Here is a 23,324-nt window from a genome sequence, read left to right on the forward strand (position 1 = left end):
CCTCCTTTCAATTCTGTTTGATGGCCTCAATCCAGCGGGGAACAATATCAAACACGTCTCCTACCAGTCCATAATCGGCAACCTGAAAAATCGGCGCCTCCTCGTCCTTGTTGATGGCAACAATCACCTTGGAATCTTTCATCCCGGCAAGGTGCTGGATTGCGCCAGAAATACCGAGAGCAATATAGAGTGTTGGCGCAACCACCTTGCCCGTTTGCCCCACCTGGTAATCGTTTGGCACAAACCCGGCATCAACTGCCGCACGCGATGCTCCGACAGCGGCTCCAAGTGCGTCTGCCAGTTCTTCTACCAGTTTAAATTTTTCCGCATTCTGCAGGCCTCGGCCACCCGAAACCACGATAGAGGCACAGCTCAGCTCGGGGCGCGTGGAAACGCTTGCTTCACGGCTGACAAAGGTTACTGCCGGCGTATTAAAGTCTGCATCGAGGCATATGATGGGGCAGGCCGTCTCGCAAAAGGGGGCTGCTTCAAACGCTGTTGTACGAATACCAAGCACCTTGACCGCATCGCACACCCTGACAGTTTCGATAGCGTTACCGGCATACACCGGATGCTCAAAGACATCGGGGGCAACCACACGTGTCACTCCTGAAACCTGCGCGCAGCCAAGACGTGCCGCGATGCGCGGCAGTACATCGCGCCCTCTTGAGGTACCAGGGGCGACAATCGCGTTGAAGTCCGAAGCCCGCGAAAGCACAAGGGCCGCGATGTTTTCCGCAATGGCATCAGCAAAGCCTTGTGCATCGGCATGCAATACCGTGCTGACGCCCTTAAGGCGCGACGCTTCAGCAGCAACTTTTTCACACTGATGACCGGCAACCAGCAGGGTGACCTCAGCATCCAGCAATAGTGCCGCCGTCAGCGCATTTCGCGTCAGGGGATGCAGGGTGTGGTTATCGTGTTCCGCAATCACGAGGGTACTCATGCGCACTCCTTGTCAAAGCACTTTGGCTTCGTGTTTCAGTTTATCCAGCAGCGTTTCAAGCGACTCAACGCGCACACCACTCCTGCGTGCAGGAGGAGGAGTCACACTTAACACCTCAGTGTGATTGGCAAGCGTAAGCCCCAAAGTGTCAATCTCGCGTACCAGAAGCGGTTTGGCTTTAGCTTTCATGATATTGGGAAGGCTTGCGTAGCGGGGTTCATTCAGGCGTAAATCCGTGCTCACAACGGCGGGACGCGCCAGCGAGAGCGTTTCAAGACCGCCATCGACTTCACGCGTAACTAAAAGGCGCTCTGTCTCAACGACAATCTTTGAAGCACACGTTGCCTGCGGCCAATCAAGCAGTGCAGCAAGCATCTGCGGCGTCTGATTGTTGTCACCGTCAATCGATTGCTTGCCCATGAGAACAAGATTCGGGCTTTCATCTTCAACAATTTTTTTGAGCACCGTTGCCACATTCAGCGGACAAAGCGGTTTGTCAGTTTTCACAAGAATGGCGCGGTCTGCTCCAAGGGCAAGACCATGGCGCAGGGTTTCCTGCGACGGCAGGTCACCAATGCTGACCAGCACCACTTCTGCAGCATGTCCCGCTTCACGCAGCCTCAGAGCCTCCTCAACGGCAATTTCGTCAAAGGGGTTCATCGACATTTTCACCTGAGCGGTTTCCACACCGCTGTTATCCGGCTTCACCCGAATTTTGACATAAGGGTCAATAACCCGCTTCACTGCAACAAGAATTTTCATAATCCCTCAGGTACTCGTCTCAACCTGATTGCATCTTGCCAGAGATACGGGTTCGAGTTCAAGCAGCCAGTCGGTAAAACGCGCTCCAACTTCAGGATGCGCCATGCCAAGCTCGACCGTTGCCTGAAGGTAACCAAGCTTTGAGCCGCAATCATAGCGACGCCCGTCAAAACGAAATGCCTGTACGCTCTCGCGCTCTAAAAGCCGCTCAATGCCGCCTGTGAGCTGGATTTCACCGCGCGCATCCATTGGCGTTTCGCGAAGGCAGGCAAAAATCCCGGGGGTGAGCACATAGCGCCCAACGGCCGCGAGATTGGAAGGCGCGCGCGCGCAGGAGGGTTTTTCGACAATGCCCCGGATAGGATTAAAACGCGCGCTGGCATCCGGCACATCAACGACGCCATAAAGATGCACCTCCGGCATCGGCACTGGCTGCACGGCAACTACGGATGTGGCAGTTTCTTCATAATGACGCGCCATTGCAGAAAGGCATGGCGTGGTGCGGTCATCAATCAAATCATCGGCAAGCAGCACGGCAAAGGGCGAATTCCCCACCACCTGTTCGGCACAGAGCACCGCATGCCCAAGTCCCAGCGGCTGATTCTGGCGAATGTAGGTAAAGGTAATACCCGGTGGCGAGACACTTTGAACAAGCGCAAGCAGGCTGTCCTTGCCCTGCTCGGCGAGGCGTGATTCAAGCTCATAATGGGTATCAAAATGGTCTTCAATCGCGCGCTTGCTCGAGCTCGTAATAAAAACCATGTGCACGATACCGGCTCGCACCGCTTCTTCTACCGCATACTGGATAAGCGGCTTGTCGACAATCGGCAGCATTTCCTTAGGATTTGCCTTGGTTGCCGGTAAAAAGCGCGAACCAAGCCCTGCCACCGGAAAAATAGCGGTTTTAACGGAACCCATTGATTACTTCCTCTCCAAGACGCACCCTTGGGCGTCCGACTGAATAATACATACTGATTTTTTCATGCTTAATCGCTTCAAGCGAAAAGCAATTGCGCCCGTCCACAAGAGGTGCCTGACCCAATGATTTCGCAAGGGCCGTAAGGGACCATTTGCGATACACGTCCCACTCCGTAGCAATTACCAGCGCATCCACCCGCGAACCCACGACTTCATCGGCACAGGCACACCAGGTGATGTTCGGTTTTTTGGGATAAAGGCGTTTCGCATGTTGGGTCGCCACCGGGTCGTGAACACGCAGATGCGCACCCGCCTCAAGCAGCGCGTTGATAAGGACGAGGCTGCTCGCTTCGCGCAAATCATCCGTTCCGGGCTTAAAGGCAAGGCCCCAGATGCCAATACAAAGCCCGCGAAGTTCGCCGTTAAAATGCGAGGCAAGCTGCTCAAGCACCCAGCTTTTCTGCGCCACGTTCACATCCTCAATGGCGTCAAGAAGCATCGGCTCAACCCCCAATTCGCGCGCGGTGTGTGCGAGCGCGCGGACATCTTTTGGAAAGCACGAGCCACCATAGCCGATACCCGCATAGAGAAAATGCGGGCCAATGCGCGGGTCCGGCGCCATGCCTTCACGCACGTCATCGATGTTTGCGCCACAGGCTTCAGCAATGCGGCTCATCTGGTTCATAAAACTGATTTTGCAGGCGAGCATTGCGTTGGCGGCATATTTGGTTAATTCCGCCGAGCGTCGCCCCATGCGCAGCACCGGAATGCCGCTTTTAACGAAGGGTTCGGCGAGCGGGTTCAGCGCATCGAGGTGTTTTGCATCGCCCCCAAGCACGAGACGGTCAGGATGCAGAAAATCCTTAACCGCCGTTCCCTCACGCAAAAATTCAGGGTTAGAAACTACGCCAAGAGAAAGTGTGCATTTACGCGCCTTCAGTACGTCTTCGACCTTTGCCTCGATGGCATCACCAGTTCCGACCGGTACCGTGGATTTGACGATAAGAATGCCATCCTTTACGCAATGCTCAGCCACCTGTTCCGCCACACCAAAAACCTGGGATAAATCAGGACTGCCGTCAGGACGACCGGGTGTGCCGGTTGCGATAAAATGGATGGTGGCGGCTTTTGCGGCGTCGTCCACGCTGCTGCTGAAAGCGAGCATGCCTGATGCGAGCGTACTTGCAAGCATTTCCGGCAATCCCGCTTCATGAATCGGCGATTCTCCCCGGCGCAGGGACTCCACGCGCGAAATATCGATGTCTACACAGACCACCTTTTGCCCCATATGCGCCAGACACACCGCCGTCACCAGCCCCACATATCCCGCACCATACACCGCTATCATGCTGTCTCCATCGGTTTGTCTGATAATGCCACATAGTATACTCAGAAGTGCGCGCAAATGCCTCGAAATTTACAGCGCGTCAGCAAGAGATTTCAGAGCGCAAAGAGATGCGCCGAACGTTTATATGAACCTTACCAGGGCTTGACTTTTTCTCAAACCTCCTCAAACTCTCCCCGCCATCTTCTTTTTTCAGGACCTCACATGTCAACCGCCATTGTCTGGTTTCGACGCGACCTTCGCGTGCAGGATAACCCGGCACTAAATGCCGCGGCCCGCGCGCATGAATGTATCATCCCCCTTTTTATCGGTACTGAACGCTGGATGGGGAAAGGCGCACAACACTGGTGGCTGCACCACTCCCTGAAAGCGCTTGCCGACAGTCTCGCGCATTACGGGCTATCGCTTTGTCTGCGACGCGGGGACGCGCTGGAGGTGCTTGAGTCGCTTGTGCGCGCGCACGATATTCAGGCAGTGTATTTTAACCGATCGTTCGAACCAGAAGCGCGCCGGGAAGACGAGGCCATTGCAGCCCTTTTGCGAAGCCTTGGCGTCAGAGTGCTTGATTATAATGCCACTCTGCTTCATAACCCCGACAGCCCGCAAATCCCGTCAGGAAAAGTTTTTACCCCATGGTGGAAGCGCGTGCGCCGCGAACTGGCACCACCTGCGCCCCAGTATCTGGAAGGCTTGTTTTCAACCCCGGACGTTACTTCAGACGCGCTCGATGACTGGTGCCTGCTCCCTAAAAATCCTGACTGGGCCGTGCAATTCTCCGACCATTGGACGCCTGGCGAAAAGGGCGCCTTGCAAAAACTTGAAGACTTTCTTGACCTTGGTCTACACCGTTACGCCACTGCCCGTAACCTTCCAGCGACTCCGGCTACCTCAAGGCTCTCGCCCCATCTGCATTTTGGGGAAATCAGCCTGAACCTTGTGTTTCATACAGCCATGCATGCCTTCCAGGAAGGTCGCTGTACAGAGCAGAATCTTGAGGTGTTTATCTCTGAACTGGGCTGGCGCGAATTCTCAGCCTCCCTGCTCTACCATTTTCCAACACTTGACAGCGAACCCCTGCGCGCGGAATTTGCGCGTTTTCCGTGGCAAATTCAGCCCGCGCGCCTGCACGCCTGGCAGCGAGGCCTGACCGGTTACCCCATCGTTGATGCCGGCATGCGGGAACTCTGGCACACGGGCTACATGCACAACCGGGTACGCATGATAGTCGCCTCGTTTCTTGTCAAAGATTTGCTTATCGACTGGCGCGAGGGAGCGGCGTGGTTTCTCGATACCCTGCTCGATGCCGACCTTGCCAGCAACTCAGCGAGCTGGCAGTGGGTGGCAGGCTGCGGCACGGATGCAGCCCCCTGGTTTCGGATTTTTAATCCGCAATTGCAGGGGGAAACACACGACCCTAAAGGCATTTATATCAAACGCTGGATACCGGAACTGAGGAACCTCCCGGATGCGTATATCCACACACCGCATGAAGCCCCCTTTCCGCCCCCAGATTATCCCAAACCAATAGTTGACCATAAGGCCGCGCGCACGCGCGCCCTTGCGCTGTATCAGGAGTGTGTAAAAAATGGTTGAGGATACATGTCTGCAAGGTGAAAAGAGGTGTTCCCGGCGCTTTGTGCTTTCGGCACCTTTTATAGTGTTTGTCCTCTTTGGGGCACTGCTCTTTGCGGCACGCCTTTTCACGCGTTCGCACCTTTTAGAGCTTGACGAAGCAGAGCAGGTGCTGCTTTCGCGAACCCTCTCGCCAGGCTATGCCGCGCAGCCCCCGCTCTACAGCTGGCTGCAGTACGGATTTTTTTCGCTGTTTGGACTGAACCTCGCGAGCATTTCCCTGCTGAAATCCATCCTTACAGCAGCCTGTACAGGCGCCTGGTTTCACCTGTGTGGCTTTTTTTGTGCTGACCGGCGCCTGCAGTGGAGTGCCACACTGTCCTGGGCATTGCTCTTTAGCATCAGTTTTGATGTTCTCAAAGACAACACGCACACCGTACTTGCTCTTCTCCTGAGTGTACTGACGCTCCTCTGGTTTGTGGCAGAAAACCCATCACGTTCCTGGTACTTGAAAGGCGGGATACTTATAGGACTTGGCATCCTCACAAAATTTAACTACCTCCTCTTTGTGCTCGCACTTGGCCTTGCTGGATGGAGTCTGCCTGAGTATCGGGCTCGCCTTAAAACACCGCGCTTTGCGCTGACACTGGTCATCGCACTTTTAGCAGCCTCCCCCTGGGGAGTGTGGCTTTTACAGCATCCCGATATTGGCCTGCATTCGAGCCATAAATTCTACCGCGAGAGTGCCGGGCGCCTGCGTGGATTGTTAACACTGGGAGGAGGTATTCTGAGCTTCCTGCTGGCGCCGGCGGTCGTGTATGCGCTGTTTCGACCGCAAACGCTCTCGGCCAAAACCGTGCGCATGCACCTGTTACAGCGCTATCATGTCTTGATTGTGATACTGCTGATTCTCATGGTGACCTTCGCCAATATCGCCAACATTGAAACGCGCTGGCTGATACCTCTTGGATTCGCAACGCCACTGCTGGTGTTTGGACAAGCCGCGTTTGATGCGCGCGCTGTAAAAACGTTTAATGCCATCTGTCTTGCGACCCTTGCGGCGATACTCCTCCTCTTAAGCGCGCGCAGCCACTGGTTTCCAAATCGCCACGCCCGCTTCCCGCTGCAGTCTCTGCTGACGACCCTGCATTGCCCGGAGGCACCCGCAAAAACACTGGTCACCGATTCCCACTGGCTGATTGGCAATGCACTCGTGCATTGTCCGCGACTCAAAACCCAGATGCTGAATGCGGGAATTACGCAAATGATTCCTGCCGGCGACCTGATCCTTGCCTGGCAGGAGCCGGAAACGCCAGAATGGGTGCGTACGTTAACGCCTTCCCCGGCAACAGTGGCTTATGCGCGGGGGAAGCTGGTCGGGGGGTGGGTGGAAGTGACGCTTACAACGCCTGCACCTGCCGAAGCCTCTCTATGACGGAGCCGTTTCTAAAACTCGCCGTTTATGAATCAACCACAGGTTTCGCCCATAGACAAACACGCCGGTGGATTGCCCGATGATAAACACCGGGTCACGTTTATAAATGGCGTACATAAAGAGCAAAACGCCACCGAGCATGCTGAGGTACCAAAATGCGACTGGTATCACACTCTGGCGTTGACGCTCGCTCACAATCCACTGCACGATAAAGCGCGCGGCAAAAATGCCCTGCCCGGTAAGACCAAGGACTAGCCAGAGGGTGTCGATGTTCATGCGTCAATGACCTCCGGTGAGCAGGGGCGCGCCATCAGCCAGCGCACACCGATAAGGTCGCGCATGCCGACAAAAAGCCGGTTCATCACCCCATATTTGGAAACGCCAAACTGGCGCGGGCGATGATTAACCGGCACATTCAACAGTTGAAAGCCCGCTCGCAGAAAAAGCGCCGGCAGGTAGCGGTGCAGGTGATTAAAATGCGGCAGTGCAAGAAACGCATCGCGTGGAAAAAGTTTCAGGCTGCAGCCCGTATCAGGGCAGCCATCTTTTAATATCGCGTTACGAATGCCATTACCGATGCGCGATGATAGGCGGCGAAGGCCGTTATCCTGACGCCTTGCCCGGTTACCGAGCACAATGGCGCGTGCGTGCGTGCGCGCTTCAAGCAGGCGCGGAATATCCGCGGGGTCGTTCTGACCATCGCCATCGAGGGTAACCAGCAGCGGATGCATAGCAGCACGCGCACCACTGACAAGGGCCGCACTCTGGCCGTAATTGCGCACATGCAGCACTACACGCACGCGCGAGTCAGATGCAGCCATTTCTGCGAGCAGCGCACGGGTGCCATCGGTACTGCCATCATCCACAAACACTACCTCGAGCGCGCAGGATTCAGCTGGAAGAGCTGTAACGATTTCATCATATAAATGCCGAATATTTTCCGCCTCATTCAGCACGGGAATGATTACTGACAATGCAACAGGGTTTTCATACACCATGGTTCATTTCCTGTAAAACGTTAGGAACAAGCGACGCCCTGCTGCCGACAACAGCGCCAAACCAGCTCCATCGGCGAAAAAGCAGCACCAAAACACCCATTTCCACAACAACAAGCCAGGCGGCTACCAGCACATCACTGAGATAATGATGCGTAAGCAGCACACGCGAGGCCGCAACCGCCAATCCCGCACACAAAAGCGCCCAAAGATAGCGCGGAAAAATAATGCCGAATCCCACTGCCACGCTCATGACGATGGTCGTGTGCCCGGAAGGCAGTGACCAGTACTGAGAATGGGTGTCAAAACCGTAAAACCCCTCAATATGGTGATAGAGCCAAAGCCCTGGACGCGCACGCCCAATATTAACCTTTAACACCAGACAAATGCTCGCGGTAATAACCGTACAAAACCACAAAAACCATGCGCGGGCTTCGTAGAGCGGGTTTTTCTTAACAAAACGAAAAAAAAGCGCGAGCAGAAAGAATCCGGCAAAATACAGTGGACCAAGACCTATGCGGGTCACCCATGCAAGCCATGGGTAATGCGTGCGAATATGCGCTTGAAAAAAGAACTCTGCCAGCGGTCGGTCGACATAACGGATGCAAAGCACTATCAGCAGCATACCAGCCACAACCGTCACCGGGCGCGTCAGCGCACGAAAAAGCCTGTCAAAGGGTGTCATGCATATTCTCCTTTTTAAGCAGCAAAACCTCAACGAAGCGTCCCTTGCTGTAATTAAACCCGCGCTCGCGCCACTTGACCATCAAACCGCGTGGCAATGGCTCTATTGCATTCAGTACCGAATCCTGCACCAGCACGCTTTCAACCTGCCCGGCCTCCAGAGCCGCCAGTGCCTCTTTCACCGATACAAAGCGCACATTTTTAGTGCCGAGCACAAAAACGAGCGAAGGCTCTTCGAAGCCTGCCACCCATAATGGCGTTTTTGTACTCATGGGGTAATGCGCGCCAATGGCATCCGGCAGCCAGAGCGGCGCGAGTACTGGCAAGACCTTACTGTATAAAGGCGCATAGAGAAAAAAGGCGGCGACCAGAATGGCACACAGGGTGCGCTTAAACTCTAAACGCCATGAAAACCAGACAGCAAGCATGACATAAAAGAGCACACCCACCCCACTGATGAGTGCTGCTGGCAGTAACGTATCCAGCAATCGCCAGGAAAGTGCCGCAGGAACCATGGCCAGACCCAGCGAGAGTACGCCCCAGAGGAGCAGAAGCACGCGAAAGACGCGCGGTTTCGCAAGAGGGGCCTGCAGCGATGCGGCACAGAGGAGTGCTATGGCCGGAAACGTCGGCAGCACGTACTGCGGCAGTTTAGTGGGCATTAGTTCAAAAAATATCCATGCAGGCACGAGCCATGCGAGCAGAAAGCGCACCTGCGGCGTGCAGCGTTCACGAATGGCGTGTGTTGCGCCCTGCCAGAGAAAAATGGACGCAGGCCAGAAGGTCAGCGGCAAAATGGCAAGGTGAAAAAGCGGCGGCTTGCCATGGGATTCATGCCCGCCTCGAAGCTTTGGCAAAAGGTCGCGATTCAGCATTTCCATGAGGTAATTACGCCCCTCTGCCACACTGAGCGGCCAGAGCCAGAGGAGCGTCAGCACGCCCAAAAGTAACAGCCCTCTCACGGGACGCAGCGCGCGTATCCAGTGAACATCGCGCTCCAGCAGCGAAAGTGCGGCAATGGTCAACCCCCCAAAAAGTGGGCTCACCCCCTTCAAGGCACCTCCAGCCGCCATTGCACACCAGAAAAGCCAGACATGCCAGGATAAAACCGGCTGCCCTGCCCGCGCGGCGTTCCAAATCCGCCAAAGTGCTCCCTGCATCAGGATAACCGTTGCAAGAAGCGCGCTGTCAATGACCGCCATGCGCGCTTCCACGTTCAAAAGCAAGGTGGAGGCGAGCAGCAGCGCGGCCATAAAGGCTACACGCTCACCTGCATACGTGCGCGAAAAACCATACAGCAGCCAGAGAGAAAAAAGTGCCCCTAAAAACGAAGGCAGACGATAGGCATAGATGCTGTCGACAGGCGAGCCCGTCAGCTTTACCGATGCCGCCTGCAGCCAGTTGATGCCTGGAGGTTTTTGAAAACGGGTGGTATCTTGAAAGCGCACCGCAAAATACTGGCCTGTTTCAAGCATCTGGCGCGAGGCCTGCGCAAAATGCGCCTCATCGCGGTCAATGACTGGAATGCGGGCAATCCCCGGCGCGAACAGCAGCAGGGCGCAAAGCGTCAGTAAAAGATACGGTCGCAGAAGGGTCATCATGGGGTGTAAACCGGGTCCGGCCGGAAAAGCGGCTATTCTACACCGCTTTCAGAAGATTTTCATCCAGGGTAGACTGTATGCTTTGCCGTCATTAAACTCATCATGCCTGAATTAAGCCTCATCCAACAAATCGCCGTCTGGGTTTTACCCGTACTCCTCGCCATCACACTGCACGAAGCCGCACATGGATTCGTTGCCTGGCGCCTTGGCGACCCTACGGCAAAACTGCTGGGGCGGGTAAGTGTGAATCCTGTGCGCCACATCGACCCCGTTGGCACGCTTTTCGTCCCCCTCCTGATGGGCGTCATCACGCAGTTCAGCTTTGTATTCGGCTGGGCAAAGCCAGTTCCTTTTAACCCGGCGAACCTGCGTAACAAAAAATATGGCCCCGCACTGGTCGCCATCGCCGGGCCCCTTTCAAACCTCCTGATGGCAAGCCTCTGGGCAGGACTGTTAAAAACAGCGACCCTTTTACACCCGGAAAGCTCCGTTCCGGCACTTTTTCTCCTCTTAACGGCACGCGCCGGTATTCTCATCAATCTGTTACTGCTGTTTTTAAACATCATTCCCATACCGCCACTCGATGGCAGTCGGGTGCTCGCCTGTTTTCTGCCCTACAAGGCGGCGCGCCAGTATGAACTCCTTGAACCTTATGGCTTTCTTATCGTGCTCCTGCTGGCTGTCACCGGCATCCTTGGCCAGTTTATCGGGCCGATGATTGCACTCTCGCTCGGTTTTTTCCGAGCCGTGCTGGGGTTGTAGCATGCCGCGTCTGCTGGTCGACGCGAGCCTCCCGGCACTGGAGGCGGCTTTCCCGCCCCCCTTTAGTCTCATACGCTACCAGAGCCTGCACGAACTTAAAGAACAGCTTGCGCACGCTGATGCGCTGCTGTGTCGCTCGACCCTTGAGGTCGATGAAACACTGTTAAAAGGCGCGAGCCTGAGCGCACTGGCGACAGCCAGCAGTGGCACGAGCCACATCGACAAGGATGCACTTGCCGCACACGGTATTATCCTTATTGACGCAAAAGGCTGCAATGCGGTGGCGGTAGCCGATTATGTGGTAGCGTGTCTCGCGCACCTTGCGCAACGTTTAAGCGTGCATCCTAAAACTGCGGGGGTGATTGGGATGGGAGAAGTCGGCACGCGGGTGGAGGCGCGCCTTCGCGCACTGAACCTCGAGGTTCATGCCATCGACCCGCCACGTGCCGTGCGGGAACCGGATTTTAACAGTGCAGACATGGACGTGCTCTCCGAGTGCGACCTTATCTGCCTGCACGCCGACCTGCATGATTCCCCCCCCTTCCCCACGCGCGGGCTTTTAAACGCCGACAGGCTAAAACGCCTGAAGCAGGGCGCCATACTGCTTAATGCCGCGCGCGGCGAGCTGGTGGATGAAGCGGCACTCCTTAAGACCAGGCTCCTCTACTGCACGGATGTCTGGCACCACGAGCCCGATATCCATGCCGAGACAGTTGCGTTTGCGACACTTTGCACCCCGCACATCGCGGGGCACAGCATCGAGGGAAAAAATAATGCCGTATGGTTTGCAAGCGCACGCCTGCACCGCTATTTTGGGCTTGCACCGGTCGAAATGCCCTCGATAAAATCGAAGACTTCAGCACTTCCATTAAAAACCGACTGGGCAACCTGCGCCCTCGCACTCTACGACCCGCTCCCGGAAACACGGGCTTTAAAAGCGGCAAAGGACAAGAAAGACGCGTTTCTAACGCTTAGAAAGGCACACACAGTGCGCCATGATTTTGGTGAAGTGTGTGAGGATGGGGTAGACCCCTTAATACAGTGTATTTTAGGGATGAAGTGAGTTTTTAAATAGTGATAACGCGCGAGAGAGGCGCGCGTTATCATGTCATGAGGCTTAATCTGAATCGCTGTTACCGCCAGCGCGTAATGAGCTACTACTGGCTCTCTCATTAACCTTCGCGCCCGACTCTGTTACAGGTTCTGCAGATTGTCTTCCTGCCTGCAGACTTTTCCTAAACAGCTTGATATCGCTTCCCGCACCGGGAGTTCTCAATGCGTCTTCGACTTTCTCTTTGTCTTCAACCGTTTTTACGGCCTCTACCGCATCCCGAATATGCACTTTTGGCCCTTCCACGCCAAGGAAATCCGGCGTGATTCGAGCGAGCAAATCGCTAAAGGTTTTTTTAAGCCGTCCAAGAATACTCGGGTCATCAGCGAGGTTTGCCGTGTTTACGGCCATTTTAAGAACATCCATTTTGGCATCACGTAACTCTTCGTCCTCAATCTTCTGTACTGAGTCGTAAAGCTCACCAATGGCTTCCAGAGACGCAGCATCTTTTAGCCGACCAGCCAGAATAGCTCGTGCAGCGTCATGAGGCTCTTGCGATTGTTGAAGAGTGTTTTTCCAATCCTCCCCAAGATAAAGCGCAATTACCTCTTCGCGATTCTCTCCAAGGAGGTTTTTTAACAGATTATGTTTCGTCAAGGGGGCTTTCTGACTCTCGCATTCCTCTAAAATGGCCTTGATTGCAGCCACCTCCATGGGGTCAGTTATATTGCTGTTTGATACCGCTTCCAACAGCATGTCAACTCGATGGTTACTGATGCGGCCAGGCTTCATCGCATCGAGCAACTGGTTCACGGTTTCAAGCTTTGACGCTCCATTTTCAGCAGAACTTATTCCCGTTAATTTTTCGAGGAAGTTTTGCCTTTTAAATGAAGATTTAACGCCCTGCAGGCTATGCAGAGGAATGTCGTTTTCTACAAGCTTCTTAATAATGGCTGCCAATGTTTCAACGTCTGATGCTTCAACGTCTGATGCTTCAACGTCTGATTCTTCAACATTTTTGTTCTGTTCAATATAATCTAATAAAGCACTTGTAGTTGTTCTATCAAGCGCACTCCCGGCAGCCTCAAAAAGGGTTGCGGCATTTTTAACCTGCTCTGCATCAAGTTTCGCGAGGCGTTCGAAGTGTTTCGTGAAATAAAACGCCTTGTCCTGATTTGCCATTGCACGCATGCAATCAAGAAGGCTTTTACAGTGCTCGGGTGTTATAGGCTCTTCTTCACTCAGTAACTCCAGAAACGCATTCGCATTTTTTGCATTCAACTTGTTGTACTTATGTAACTGTTCAACTATTACAAGCGCGCCGAGCGGGTTTTTAATCAAACCTCGCATATTGTTTTCTGTAAGAGTCGTGTTGCTGATGCCTGCCGGAATAGTCTTTAAGTAATCGATAGTTTTGGCAAGAAGAACGCCTTTAGAATAGGACGCTGCGGCATCGTTATCTTCTGCCCGCTCGCCACCCTCAGGCTGATATCTGTCAAAGGCACTAAAATTGGGGTTATCGACATATCCACGAATACCCTCTTGAGAAACTCTTTCAGCAAGTGTGCCTGCAGAATCTCTAATCGTCTTTTCCATCGACTTGAAGTCCATGTTATGAATTAGACGGTCTAAGGAACTGCCAACTGCATTTGTAGAACCGCTGGGCAGTGTTTTGAGGACGGAGTGTATGGCTTCGAGCTCATCAGTGCTCTTACCCATTAAATCACTGAGCCGAGAGACGTTAACTTGCTCAGTCGATTCGGGAAGTTCATCGCTTAAAGATAAACCGTTGTCAGAATAAAGCTTTATCACCTTCGCCAAAGCGGCACCCTTGCCCGGCTCATCAAGCTTATCAAGGTTGGCATTCAAGACCTTCACGCGCTTGCCTGACATTTGCGCGCGCTGACCGAGGCCGCGTGACTCAAGGCTGTTCAACACAGTAGCGAGATTTTCCAGTTTAACCGAGAGTGTTTCATCGTTTTCGGCAGAATCTTCTCTTTGTAAAATTTCAGGTGGCACTTTATGGCCATGTTTTTCATATCCTTTTAAGACCTCTGAATAAGCTTCTGCACGTTCAATCGATTGTCCAGAGGATGCGAACTCCTTGAGCTTATCCAGTGTAATGCTTTTTTTCTTCATCAGGCGTGCAACTTTCTGCAACTCTTCAGCGGTGTTTTGTATAGGCGTGGAGTCGATTAAGAACGGATTTTGGTTGGGCGTGTCATCGTCGGAATCATTGTCTTGCCTGCTGTATAGAGGTTGCTGGCGCTGCTGGCGTGCGGCCAGGGCTGAAGCCCAGGCTATCATGGCGCGCTTCGCTTTGTCATCCCGTTCATTTTTTATAATTACTGCAATGCTTTCATTTTCAGTTAACTCGTTGAGACAGCTCTCCCCACCTAAGCTGAATACGTCGTACGTACCACCGCTGAGGCCAAAGTTTTCTATAATTTTTTTATCAAGTCTTCTTTTGACAAATGCCATGTCTGTCTCCTCGCACGCCTAAGTTTAAATATAGTACACTTTAAAAGGGCATTGAATGTGTAATAATTTGATTGTATGGCAGTAAGATTAACAGACGATTAAGTGTTTTGTTTTTATGCGGGATAAAAAATAGTTTGCACCAGCGGCTTTTAGTTTTTATTGGTTTGCTTTTGCAAAAAAGCCGCTTGAGGTTATCAGCGCAGGCTACAAATTTTACCATTAAAACAACAATTTAAATGTAGGCTGGGTTGAGCGAAGCGAAGCCTGGCATCCGATATCACCGTTAGCCGGATGTTTTATCAAACATCCCTCCCGCTACAAAATTTTACCATTAAAACAACAATTTAAATGTAGGCTGGGTTGAGCGAAGCGAAGCCTGGCATCCGATATCACCGTTAGCCGGATGTTTTATCAAACATCCCTCCCGCGCTTATCAGCGCAGGCTACAAATTTTACCATTAAAACAACAACTTAAATGTATGCTGGGCTGAACGAAGCGAAGCCCGGCACCCGATGCCGGGCTTCTACACTCATTTTTTACCGGATGAATGTGTTTTATTGGGCTTTGGCGCTTTTTTACCGGGATGTGCTTCGCGGTTTTTTTCATGCCGAAGTTCATCCTGCGAAACATTGCGGTTCTCGGGTTTCGTATGTTCCATATTGTGCTCCCTGAAGGTGTCCTTCTAAAGCATAGAACACCTTTAGCCACTTATCAGGGCGCGTGAATAAATTCACCCTCCTTATCAACCCCCACCACCTGCGCCAGCATACCGGCTTCAAAGGTAATGTTAAGCGTATTTATCAGCCGGTTACTCGACAAATCCCCTTTCCACTGGCACATCCACGTGTCAGAGGGCGTGGGTGTGAGGGGCACACACGCGCACGCAGGCCCAAGCCGCTCTTGCAGCATCTGCGCATTCTCAGAACCACGCGCCATCGCGGCAATTTCCCTCACAAGGGCTTTATTCACCTCAATGGGCATTGAACAGATGGCCGCCTGTGTGATGGCTGGCAGGAGAGTAAGCGTCAAGGCGTGAAAAATTTTCATGTGTTTTCTCGTTCTGTATTTTAAACCGCCACTATAGCACGATCAAACTAATTAGTTCATATTTCACGCAACAAGCAAAAAGGCATAATCTTCGCTTAATAATGAGAGCGTATAGTAAAAATGAGAAACATTATTAATACAGGCCCAATCGGCCTGATGAACCTTCAGGGGTTCGAGGGGGAGAGATGCCAGGCAACAAAGTCAGCGTTTATCAGGGCAAATATACCGAAGTGTTAAATCAGGTAATGATGCCTGGTTTAGTGCAGAGCAGGTTGAAAAAAGATGATGCTGTAAACTGGTCAAAGATGTGGACTGATCTTCCGCGCACACGTTATTTGCTGACTGATGGAAGCTCTCTCGAAGAATATCTTCTGCCTTTGGTCTCTTGGGAACCAAATACTGAAAACGATGCAGCAATACCTTATATGCAGGGTGAAATTAATAGCAGTATTTGGAATGATGCGTTTATCCATGAGCTCGTAATGAGTAACATCAACGAAGAAGGTCTACTCAAAAACCCTGATGGACAAACGCTGGAACAATTCTCTTTTGTTTACCTCGATGACACAAAAACACTGTGCGGGGTGAGTGTAGTTTATCAAAAAAATAATCCCGAGATTTTTTATGCGAGTGTGATTAGAAATTGTCGAGCTCCTGCCAATGAGCGGGAGGTGTTTTGTATGGTTTCCGAGACAATTTCAACCCGAAGAGGGCGGGAGTGTTATCCAGATCCAGGTCATTTGACGGAACTGCACAAAGCCAGTCAGCAGTTTCGAGGCTTTTTAAGGAGTCGTGAACTTTATGAAAACATGCATGACTTATTTACCGGTCGCGCTGTAAATATTGAGGCACATGCGAGGTTCGATGCTACTAAAAACTCAAGTTCAGGAGAAACCAAAACCCTGTATTTCGAAGAAAAAATTCAAGAGCAATTTCCCGGCAGTATCCTTAGCAATGATCATGGCAGACGCGTTTATAGCAGCGCTCAAGCACAGCGAGCCGCACTAAACGGCAAGCCCCTGCGTATCCGGGGAAACTACACCGAGGTCTCTAATTTCCTTAATATTGGATATCAGAAAGACAGACCCGAGGATATCGCCCGCGATATCAGCCGAATGACTTATGTAGATAGCCCGGCTAATCCTGCTGAAGCTTACCTATCGCGCTTAGAGACATGGGTCGAGGGTGCCTCAGTGGAAGATGGTCTTCGCTATAATCAGGGAGACCTTGATGCGGGTCATTTTTCCAACTTTCTGCCAGTATGGATATCCCTTCAGAATCCGGGAGTCCAACAAGAGACCAGAGAAATTTCAAAATTCTCGTTTGCCTATATCGATGATAATGGGGTGCCATGTGGTATGACCATCCAGCACGTGCAAGGCACACCACACTGGACCGCCTCTATTATTCGCAATACTCTGGCAAAACCTGAAGAACGTGAAGTTGAATTCCTGTGCTCACCTGAAATCGCGGCCACTCTGCCCCCCTCCTCCGAGGGCGTAGAGCTAACATTAACAGAAAGTACGCAGGCAGCACGTGACGACTTTATGCAAAGACTGGATTCAGGGCACGTGAGCAAGCTTCTTCATGAATTTAGAGTTTTTACTGACACAGGTGAACCTTCATCAGATATTGGCGAATTACAGGGAGAGGGTCAGAAAGGTGTGGAGTTTAGAAAAAGGGCTCCCGATTTTGCCACACGCATCAATCCAGAATCATCCGAAGCGGCTCAGAGTCGTCCATCGGATGAGGAAAGCCTTGCGGAGCGGATAGGTAAGCTTGCCTTTAAAAGTCCTCCGCCTGCCGCAAAGGCGAGTTCTTCAGGTTTTCGTCTGAACGTTCAAACTGGAGATAACAGCCCACGAACAGCTCCGGCCCGTGCTCCCGCCCCTTCTTTCTTCGAGCGCAACAAATTTTCTCTGCCGCTCACCATTGCAGCAGGGGTAGCCGCCGTTGCACTGGTCGCCCTTGCGGGCGTCTTCACCGCGGGCATCGTGCCCACTATCCTTGGAGTATGCGGCATTGTCGCTGGCGGCATCTGTATTGCTGGTGCGGTGAAAGTCTTAATCAACGAAAAAGAAGAAAAAGCACGGCTGCAAGAGGCGGAGCGGGGGCAACAAGGCTCGGAAGCAATGATGCTGAAAGCAATGGATAAGGGGCATGGAAATAGTGCCCTTAATCCGAAAAATGCTCAAGGTGCAGGGGCAGGCGCAGAGATGGATTCCCGCCTGCGCGGGAACGACACAGGAGCTGGTGCGGCGCCAAAACCAGTTAAAGGCATATTAAGAAAAGGTGATTCACCTCAAAAGTCAACTAAAAGGGTTCAATTTGATCTTCCCAAAGAAGATACTGGCGCAGGTGTAGGTTTTACGGACTCGGATGATGAGGACGACTCTTTAACCGATTCAACTGGCCCCAGATTAGGAATGAACGGCTAAACCCCCGGCACCGCCGCGAGCAGCTCGCGGGTGTAGGGGTGTTGCGGGTGTTGCAGCAGGGTGAGCGCATCGTTGGCCTCAACAATGCGCCCCTGCTGCATCACCATTACCCTGTCAGCAAGCCATGAAACGACGGCCATGTTGTGCGTAATGAACAGACAGGCAATGCCGGTTTCCTGCTGCAGCGTTTTAATAAGGTTCAGGATTTGCGCCTGCACCGACATGTCAAGCGCGCTCGTTGGCTCGTCACAAATCAGCACGCTGGGGTCGGTTGCGAGTGCACGGGCGATGCAGATACGCTGGCGCTGACCGCCTGAGAATTGATGCGGGTAGCGTGTCAGTGCACTTTTAGGCAGGTTAACCGCATCGAGCAGTACCGGGAGACGCGCGTCTATCGCACGGGCTTTCATCCCCTCTGCACGTAACCCCTCGGCAAGAATATCGGCAATAGTCATGCGCGGATTCATAGAACCGAAAGGGTCTTGAAAAATCACCTGTACCTCACGGCGAAAGGCGCGCATGTCTTTTTTAGAATGCGGCGAAATCTCGCGGCCTTCAAAGCGGATGGAGCCCGCGTGCATCGGCAGCAGTCCTAAAAGCGCGCGGCTTAAAGTCGTTTTGCCACAGCCCGACTCGCCAACGAGCGCCAGCGTCTCACCACGCTTAAGCTCAAGCGACACCCCGTCGACTGCACGAAACACCTGTCCTCGGCGCACACGGTACTCCACCACCATGTCACGCACCGAGAGCACTTCCTCAAACGAACCGGACCTCGCGGGCAGTGGTGATGACACGCCTGATACTTCAGGCAGCGCACCAGGATCCGGGTACCAGTGACACCTGACAGCGACACCGGGCGTTAACACCTGCAATGCCGGCACATCCGTTTTACAGCACGCCCTCACATACGCGCAGCGTGGATGAAATGCACAGCCCGAAGGTCGCGCATCGGCCGCCGGAACGCTCCCGGGAATAGCCGCAAGCCAGTGGGCGCGGTTTTGAAGCCCGGGCAGAGACGCCATAAGCTGGCGGGAATACGGGTGGTGAGGCGCCTGAAAATAACGGACTGCAGGAGCCACTTCGACAATTTCACCGGCATACAGCACATACACCCTGTCAGCCACCGCCTTCACCACCCCAAGGTCGTGCGTCACGAGCAGCATGCTCATGCCAAAACGCTGCTGCAACCGCTTTAACAGTGCAAGAATCTGCGCCTGCAGCGTCACATCCAGCGCGGTAGTCGGTTCATCGGCGACCAGAATATCAGGATTACAGGCCAGTGCCATCGCAATGACAACCCGCTGCTTCTGTCCGCCTGAAAGCTGGTGCGGGTAATGGCGAAGCCGCTCGGCGGGATTCGGCATTTCTACCGCCAGCATCAGCTCCAGCATGCGCGCCTGTACCTCTTTTGGGCTGAGCGAGGTGTGCAGGTACAAGGATTCTGCAAGCTGCTCACCAATGGTCTTCACGGGATTAAGTGCTGTCATCGGCTCCTGAAACACCATGGCAATGCGCCGCCCCCTGAAACGGCGCATCACGCGCTCCTGAAGGTTCAGGAGGTTCACATCCCCAAGCCATACTTCACTCGTTTCCCCAAAAGCGGCCCCCTCGGGCAAAAGGCGCATCAGAGCAAGAGATGTCATCGACTTGCCGGAACCAGATTCACCAAGAAGGGCCACGGTTTCGCCAGGATTCAGGGTGAGTTCGGCTTCTTGCAGCACATTGACCGGAGGACTGCCCGCAAAACTCACGCGTAAATCGCGCACTTCAACAGGACTGGTCATGCCCTACCTCCAAAAGTGCGCAGGGCGGTGGCGCTTTATGGCACTGCAGTTGTGGGTTCGCTGTCAGTACCGCGTCATAAAGCGCCATGTTGAGCTGGTAGATATTATCGCCCTCATCACCATTCGCCGCGGTTTTACTGTTCAAGGCCACAGCAGTTGCCACTTCGTTGCAGGGGTCAAACACGTACATCATGCGAAAGCCAAGGGTTCCTCCCTCGTACACAAAATAACGGTGTGCCTTGCCCGCATCGTACACGTACCCTACCCCAAGCCCAAAAGCATAAGGGTCTTCAGGCTCAACACGCGGGATTTTCGCACCACTTTGCATCGATACTACATCCAAAAGCTCGCGCAGCACCCGCGGGCGCGAAGACTCCGGTACAAATTCCGCATGAAAAAGGGTGTGCACCCAGCGCAATACATCATCCGTAGTCGAGACCAGTGCCCCGGCGCCCGATGCCCAGGAAAGGTTGTTTTCTGTAATATCGACAGCGCGCTTGTTGGCCTCATCAAAATAATAGCCGCGTGCTTTGCGTGGGAGAATGGCATCCTGCACCTCCTGCCACGCCTTACCGGCAGGATAAAAGGTATCACTTAAAAATTTATCAAGGAGGCGCGTTTGCAGCTGGTGCGAAAATGCATCATGCGTTGCCGCTTCCACGACAAGGGCCGCCAGAACATAGTTGGTGTTGGAGTAGTCAAACTGACCGCGCACGGGAGCAGGCTGATTCTTTGGCGCCACGGCATAGGAAACGAGCTCTTCGTCCGTCCAGTCTGCCTGCAGATTTTGCGCAACCAGCTTGAAAAAATCTTCATTCTGCGTGTAGCCCGGAATACCGCTGGTCATATTGAGAAGCTCTCGAATGCGCACATCGCGCCAGCGGGTATACTGGGGCAGCCATTTGCCGAGCGGGTCATCGAGCGACAGCACCCCCTCGCTCTGAAGCTGTAAAAGAAGAGCGGCCGTAAAGGACTTGGTAATACTGCCAATTTCAAAAAGCGTATCCTTTGAGACATCGTGCCCAAAAGGTTCATACCCGGTGCGCCCCCGATAGACACTGAGAATCTCAGGGGCATTGGGGTGCGGAACCCATACGGATGCCGCCACTCCGGTAACATGTTCAGCCTGGCCACTTTCCTGAAGATAGCGCTCCACCACCTGCTGCATCGCCGTCTGCAGCAGCTTCGGCACTCCTCCAGCCTGCGCGTAGCCTGCAAGTACGCAGAGTGTCATTAATACACATGAGAGGCGTGTCATGTTTCCTTAACCTTCATTCTGCTGGCTATCCCCACGGGTTTGTTTTATAGTTTCGGCTTTTTTGCACTCAACCTCAATCCATGAACCGCTCTTTTACTGCAGCTTTTTCGAAAACCGCGCCCTCGCCGATTAACATTCTGGGCGTTGGTGTGTCGTTTGTGCTCTTTCAGTTTTTTTTACAGCTCTCGTTTGGCGTAGTGGTCAGCGCCATTATTCCTGAGCTGAAGCTGAGCGCTTTCAGCGCCGGACTTCTCAGTAGCGCATTCTACTACGTTTATACCAGTCTGCAGATACCCGTAGGCCTGCTTTTTGACCGAAAAAGTACGCGTAACCTGCTGGCGTTCAATGCTGGCCTGTGTGCCATCGGCTGTTTTATCTTTGCAAACGGCCACAGCCTGTCAGCACTCTTTGTCGGGCGTTTAATTATCGGTACCGGTTCTGCCTTTGCTTTTGTTGGCGTTTCGCATCTGATTCGCTCAAATTTTCCGCTGAAACGCTTTGCGCTCCTGATTGGTCTTGCGGAAACCTTAAGCTTCACCATGACGGTACTCGGCATGCTCTTTCTCGGCCACCTGACCCACCGCTTTGGCTGGCGAAGCCTCATGGATGCGGCCGGGGGACTCGGGCTCGTGATAGCCCTGCTCTGCTGGCGATATCTGCCTTCACGAACACCGGTGTTTCTGAAAAGCCCTCCGATTGTCACGCAAACGCTTAAGCTCCTTCAAGACCGGCGCGTGCTCGCCAATGGCCTCTTCGCAGGGCTTGGGTTTTCCGTTATTACTGTGTTTGCCGCCCTCTGGGCCGTGCCTTTTCTTACGATAAAGCTGAACTGCACTTTGCAAATCGCCGGCGCACTTGATGCGCTGATTTTTTTAGGCGCCGCGGCAAGCTGCCCGCTCTTTGGCTATCTCGCAACGCACCTGCCCAAACGCCGACCGCTTCTGACTGCGTCCTGCCTCCTCACAGCCCTGCTTATCCTGCTGCTTTTATACCTGCCCACCGATAATCTGCTGCTGACCGGCGCCCTGCTCTTTGCCATTGGACTTTTTTGTGGGGGCTATATGCTTGCTTTTGCCATCGGTAACGAACTGGTGCCGGCACATGCACGCTCCGCCTGTACAGGCTTCACCAACACCTTCGCGATGCTCACGGCGCCATTGATTCAACCGTTCATTGGCTGGCTGCTGGATGTGCAAACACAGGACGCACTCAATCCAGGGATTGCCGAGTATCAAACCGCCCTGCTTATCCTGCCATCAGCACTGCTGCTTGCGGCTTTTCTTGTGTGGCAAGTGCCGGAAAAAACCGCTGTCCACCGATAAAGTCTTCACTGAAGGCGCAAAAGCCTGTTGTGTTCTGGTAGTCAAAGAAACCAGCAACCAGCTCGGGCTGGCGCACAAAACCGGACTCTGGGGGCGGCAGGAGCGCATTGACAAAAGACAGCTCTCGCTTAGGAGCACTCAGCATGACTTTCCAAACGCCATCCTCGCCCTTGTGCACCTGCACAAACTGCGACATTTCCTGCGACTGACCACTTGCATCGCGCCAACCGGCAACCGCACCGCGCAAGGCGGATTTTTCAGGAAGACGCGCAGCATAAAAACCGGAACCGTCTGAAAAACGGCAAAAAAGCCCCATGAGAGTGCTGTCAAGCGCCATCTGCTCTTTCAAAACAACCTGACGAAACCAGGCGTGCGGTGCCGTAACAAAAACCTCTCCATCTGTAGTCTGCAGGTGTCCATTCACCCGGCTGGTTTGAGTAATTTCAAGTGTAATGCCTTTATGCAGTGCATGTGTTTCGCGGGTATTGGTACCTGGCTTCAGCATATCGACCCGAAAATTAAAGCCGGCGCGACCTTCGGGCTTAACGCCAAAAATCCAGCTGTCGTTGATGGGATTATAGCGCACGAAAGCACGCCCTACGCGCCAGCTGGCTTTGCTGCCGTCTTCAAGAATGGCTTCAGCGTCTTCGAAAAGAATAACCTTATTGTTTTTTGCACGTACCACGAGCGCTGTCGCCCAAAAGCGCCCAAGATTGCGGCGCATGCGAAAATAATACCCGTAACGCTCACCGTCTTCACTGGTCACAAGGCCTGAAAACAGTACACTGGCATGGAGATTGTCCATCAGTCCGGGTTGTGCCTGTGCTGCTGGAACGGGGGCGAGCTGCGACTCCCCCACAGCAGCAGCCGCTGCCGTACTCCAGAGGAACCCGCAAACCAATAATAATCGGAGTATTCGCAT

Annotated in this window: 20 protein-coding genes; 6 read left to right on the forward strand and 14 right to left on the reverse strand. The window is 53.3% G+C overall.

What is annotated here, in order from left to right; genetic code table 11:
* Positions 1-7 precede the first annotated feature (7 nt).
* The 4 genes from E4T54_RS02550 to E4T54_RS02565 are packed head-to-tail and all read right to left on the reverse strand — an operon-like array spanning position 8 to position 3,974.
* Positions 8-946, reverse strand: coding sequence for an electron transfer flavoprotein subunit alpha/FixB family protein (locus E4T54_RS02550; protein ID WP_028387023.1), 939 nt, complete (start codon positions 944-946; stop codon positions 8-10).
* Between the two features lie 12 nt (positions 947-958).
* Entirely contained in the window at positions 959-1,708 is a 750-nt protein-coding gene (locus E4T54_RS02555) for an electron transfer flavoprotein subunit beta/FixA family protein (protein WP_028387022.1), read from the reverse strand.
* A gap of 6 nt (positions 1,709-1,714) precedes the next feature.
* Positions 1,715-2,626, reverse strand: coding sequence for a UTP--glucose-1-phosphate uridylyltransferase GalU (gene galU / locus E4T54_RS02560; protein WP_051551001.1), 912 nt, complete (start codon positions 2,624-2,626; stop codon positions 1,715-1,717).
* On the reverse strand, positions 2,613-3,974 hold the full coding sequence (locus E4T54_RS02565; RefSeq protein ID WP_035903442.1) for a UDP-glucose dehydrogenase family protein: 1,362 nt from the start codon (positions 3,972-3,974) through the stop codon (positions 2,613-2,615). Before E4T54_RS02565 ends, galU begins: the two co-directional genes overlap by 14 nt.
* Positions 3,975-4,175: 201 nt before the next feature.
* Between E4T54_RS02565 and E4T54_RS02570 the strand changes: the two genes are divergently transcribed.
* Both E4T54_RS02570 and E4T54_RS02575 read left to right on the forward strand, forming a co-directional pair.
* The gene (locus E4T54_RS02570) at positions 4,176-5,564 is read left to right on the forward strand and encodes a cryptochrome/photolyase family protein (protein WP_028387020.1); all 1,389 of its coding nucleotides are present in this window, start codon (positions 4,176-4,178) and stop codon (positions 5,562-5,564) included.
* Positions 5,557-6,978 carry an ArnT family glycosyltransferase gene (locus E4T54_RS02575; protein WP_028387019.1) on the forward strand — a complete coding sequence of 474 codons (1,422 nt, stop codon included), beginning with the start codon at positions 5,557-5,559 and terminating at the stop codon, positions 6,976-6,978. Before E4T54_RS02570 ends, E4T54_RS02575 begins: the two co-directional genes overlap by 8 nt.
* Here E4T54_RS02575 and E4T54_RS02580 read toward each other — a convergent pair.
* From E4T54_RS02580 to E4T54_RS02595, 4 genes are read right to left on the reverse strand one after another with little or no spacing between them, the layout of a single operon-like run.
* A complete protein-coding gene (locus E4T54_RS02580; protein ID WP_028387018.1) occupies positions 6,973-7,254 on the reverse strand; it encodes a lipid-A-disaccharide synthase N-terminal domain-containing protein in 282 nt (93 codons plus the stop codon). The two genes, E4T54_RS02575 and E4T54_RS02580, sit on opposite strands and share 6 nt — an antisense overlap.
* Entirely contained in the window at positions 7,251-7,976 is a 726-nt protein-coding gene (locus E4T54_RS02585; RefSeq protein WP_028387017.1) for a glycosyltransferase family 2 protein, read from the reverse strand. Before E4T54_RS02585 ends, E4T54_RS02580 begins: the two co-directional genes overlap by 4 nt.
* The gene (locus tag E4T54_RS02590) at positions 7,966-8,658 is read right to left on the reverse strand and encodes a phosphatase PAP2 family protein (protein WP_051551000.1); all 693 of its coding nucleotides are present in this window, start codon (positions 8,656-8,658) and stop codon (positions 7,966-7,968) included. Before E4T54_RS02590 ends, E4T54_RS02585 begins: the two co-directional genes overlap by 11 nt.
* Positions 8,645-10,258 (reverse strand): ArnT family glycosyltransferase, encoded by a 1,614-nt coding sequence (locus E4T54_RS02595; RefSeq protein ID WP_051550999.1) that lies wholly within the window; start codon positions 10,256-10,258, stop codon positions 8,645-8,647. The genes E4T54_RS02590 and E4T54_RS02595 overlap by 14 nt, the downstream gene beginning before the upstream one ends.
* A gap of 102 nt (positions 10,259-10,360) precedes the next feature.
* Here E4T54_RS02595 and E4T54_RS02600 point away from each other — a divergent pair, with 102 nt between their 5' ends.
* Both E4T54_RS02600 and E4T54_RS02605 read left to right on the forward strand, forming a co-directional pair.
* Positions 10,361-11,020, forward strand: coding sequence for a site-2 protease family protein (locus E4T54_RS02600; RefSeq protein ID WP_028387016.1), 660 nt, complete (start codon positions 10,361-10,363; stop codon positions 11,018-11,020).
* A gap of 1 nt (position 11,021) precedes the next feature.
* Complete coding sequence (locus E4T54_RS02605; protein ID WP_028387015.1) at positions 11,022-12,083, forward strand: 4-phosphoerythronate dehydrogenase; 1,062 nt, start codon at positions 11,022-11,024, stop codon at positions 12,081-12,083.
* Positions 12,084-12,137: 54 nt separating this feature from the next.
* Here the strand turns inward: E4T54_RS02605 and E4T54_RS02610 are convergent, their stop codons facing one another.
* The 3 genes from E4T54_RS02610 to E4T54_RS02615 all read right to left on the reverse strand — a co-directional run bounded on the left by E4T54_RS02610 (position 12,138) and on the right by E4T54_RS02615 (position 15,600).
* Positions 12,138-14,552, reverse strand: a complete 2,415-nt coding sequence (locus E4T54_RS02610; protein WP_028387014.1) for a hypothetical protein — start codon at positions 14,550-14,552, stop codon at positions 12,138-12,140.
* A 530-nt stretch (positions 14,553-15,082) separates the two neighbouring features.
* The gene (locus tag E4T54_RS12135; protein ID WP_274518484.1) at positions 15,083-15,211 is read right to left on the reverse strand and encodes a hypothetical protein; all 129 of its coding nucleotides are present in this window, start codon (positions 15,209-15,211) and stop codon (positions 15,083-15,085) included.
* Positions 15,212-15,264: 53 nt separating this feature from the next.
* On the reverse strand, positions 15,265-15,600 hold the full coding sequence (locus E4T54_RS02615) for a hypothetical protein (RefSeq protein ID WP_028387013.1): 336 nt from the start codon (positions 15,598-15,600) through the stop codon (positions 15,265-15,267).
* A gap of 185 nt (positions 15,601-15,785) precedes the next feature.
* Here E4T54_RS02615 and E4T54_RS02620 point away from each other — a divergent pair, with 185 nt between their 5' ends.
* Positions 15,786-18,038 carry a hypothetical protein gene (locus E4T54_RS02620; protein WP_028387012.1) on the forward strand — a complete coding sequence of 751 codons (2,253 nt, stop codon included), beginning with the start codon at positions 15,786-15,788 and terminating at the stop codon, positions 18,036-18,038.
* Here the strand turns inward: E4T54_RS02620 and E4T54_RS02625 are convergent.
* A complete protein-coding gene (locus E4T54_RS02625; RefSeq protein WP_028387011.1) occupies positions 18,035-19,822 on the reverse strand; it encodes an ABC transporter ATP-binding protein in 1,788 nt (595 codons plus the stop codon). The genes E4T54_RS02620 and E4T54_RS02625 overlap by 4 nt on opposite strands.
* Entirely contained in the window at positions 19,806-21,080 is a 1,275-nt protein-coding gene (locus E4T54_RS02630) for a serine hydrolase domain-containing protein (protein ID WP_081776795.1), read from the reverse strand. The genes E4T54_RS02625 and E4T54_RS02630 overlap by 17 nt, the downstream gene beginning before the upstream one ends.
* 80 nt (positions 21,081-21,160) lie before the next feature.
* Here E4T54_RS02630 and E4T54_RS02635 point away from each other — a divergent pair, with 80 nt between their 5' ends.
* Complete coding sequence (locus tag E4T54_RS02635) at positions 21,161-22,402, forward strand: MFS transporter (protein WP_081776794.1); 1,242 nt, start codon at positions 21,161-21,163, stop codon at positions 22,400-22,402.
* Here the strand turns inward: E4T54_RS02635 and E4T54_RS02640 are convergent.
* Positions 22,326-23,324: a hypothetical protein gene (locus E4T54_RS02640; protein ID WP_131793712.1), complete on the reverse strand. Its 999-nt coding sequence runs from the start codon at positions 23,322-23,324 to the stop codon at positions 22,326-22,328. The genes E4T54_RS02635 and E4T54_RS02640 overlap by 77 nt on opposite strands.

It is taken from the genome of Legionella geestiana (genome assembly GCF_004571195.1).
GTDB classification, from domain to species: Bacteria; Pseudomonadota; Gammaproteobacteria; order Legionellales; family Legionellaceae; genus Legionella_B; species Legionella_B geestiana.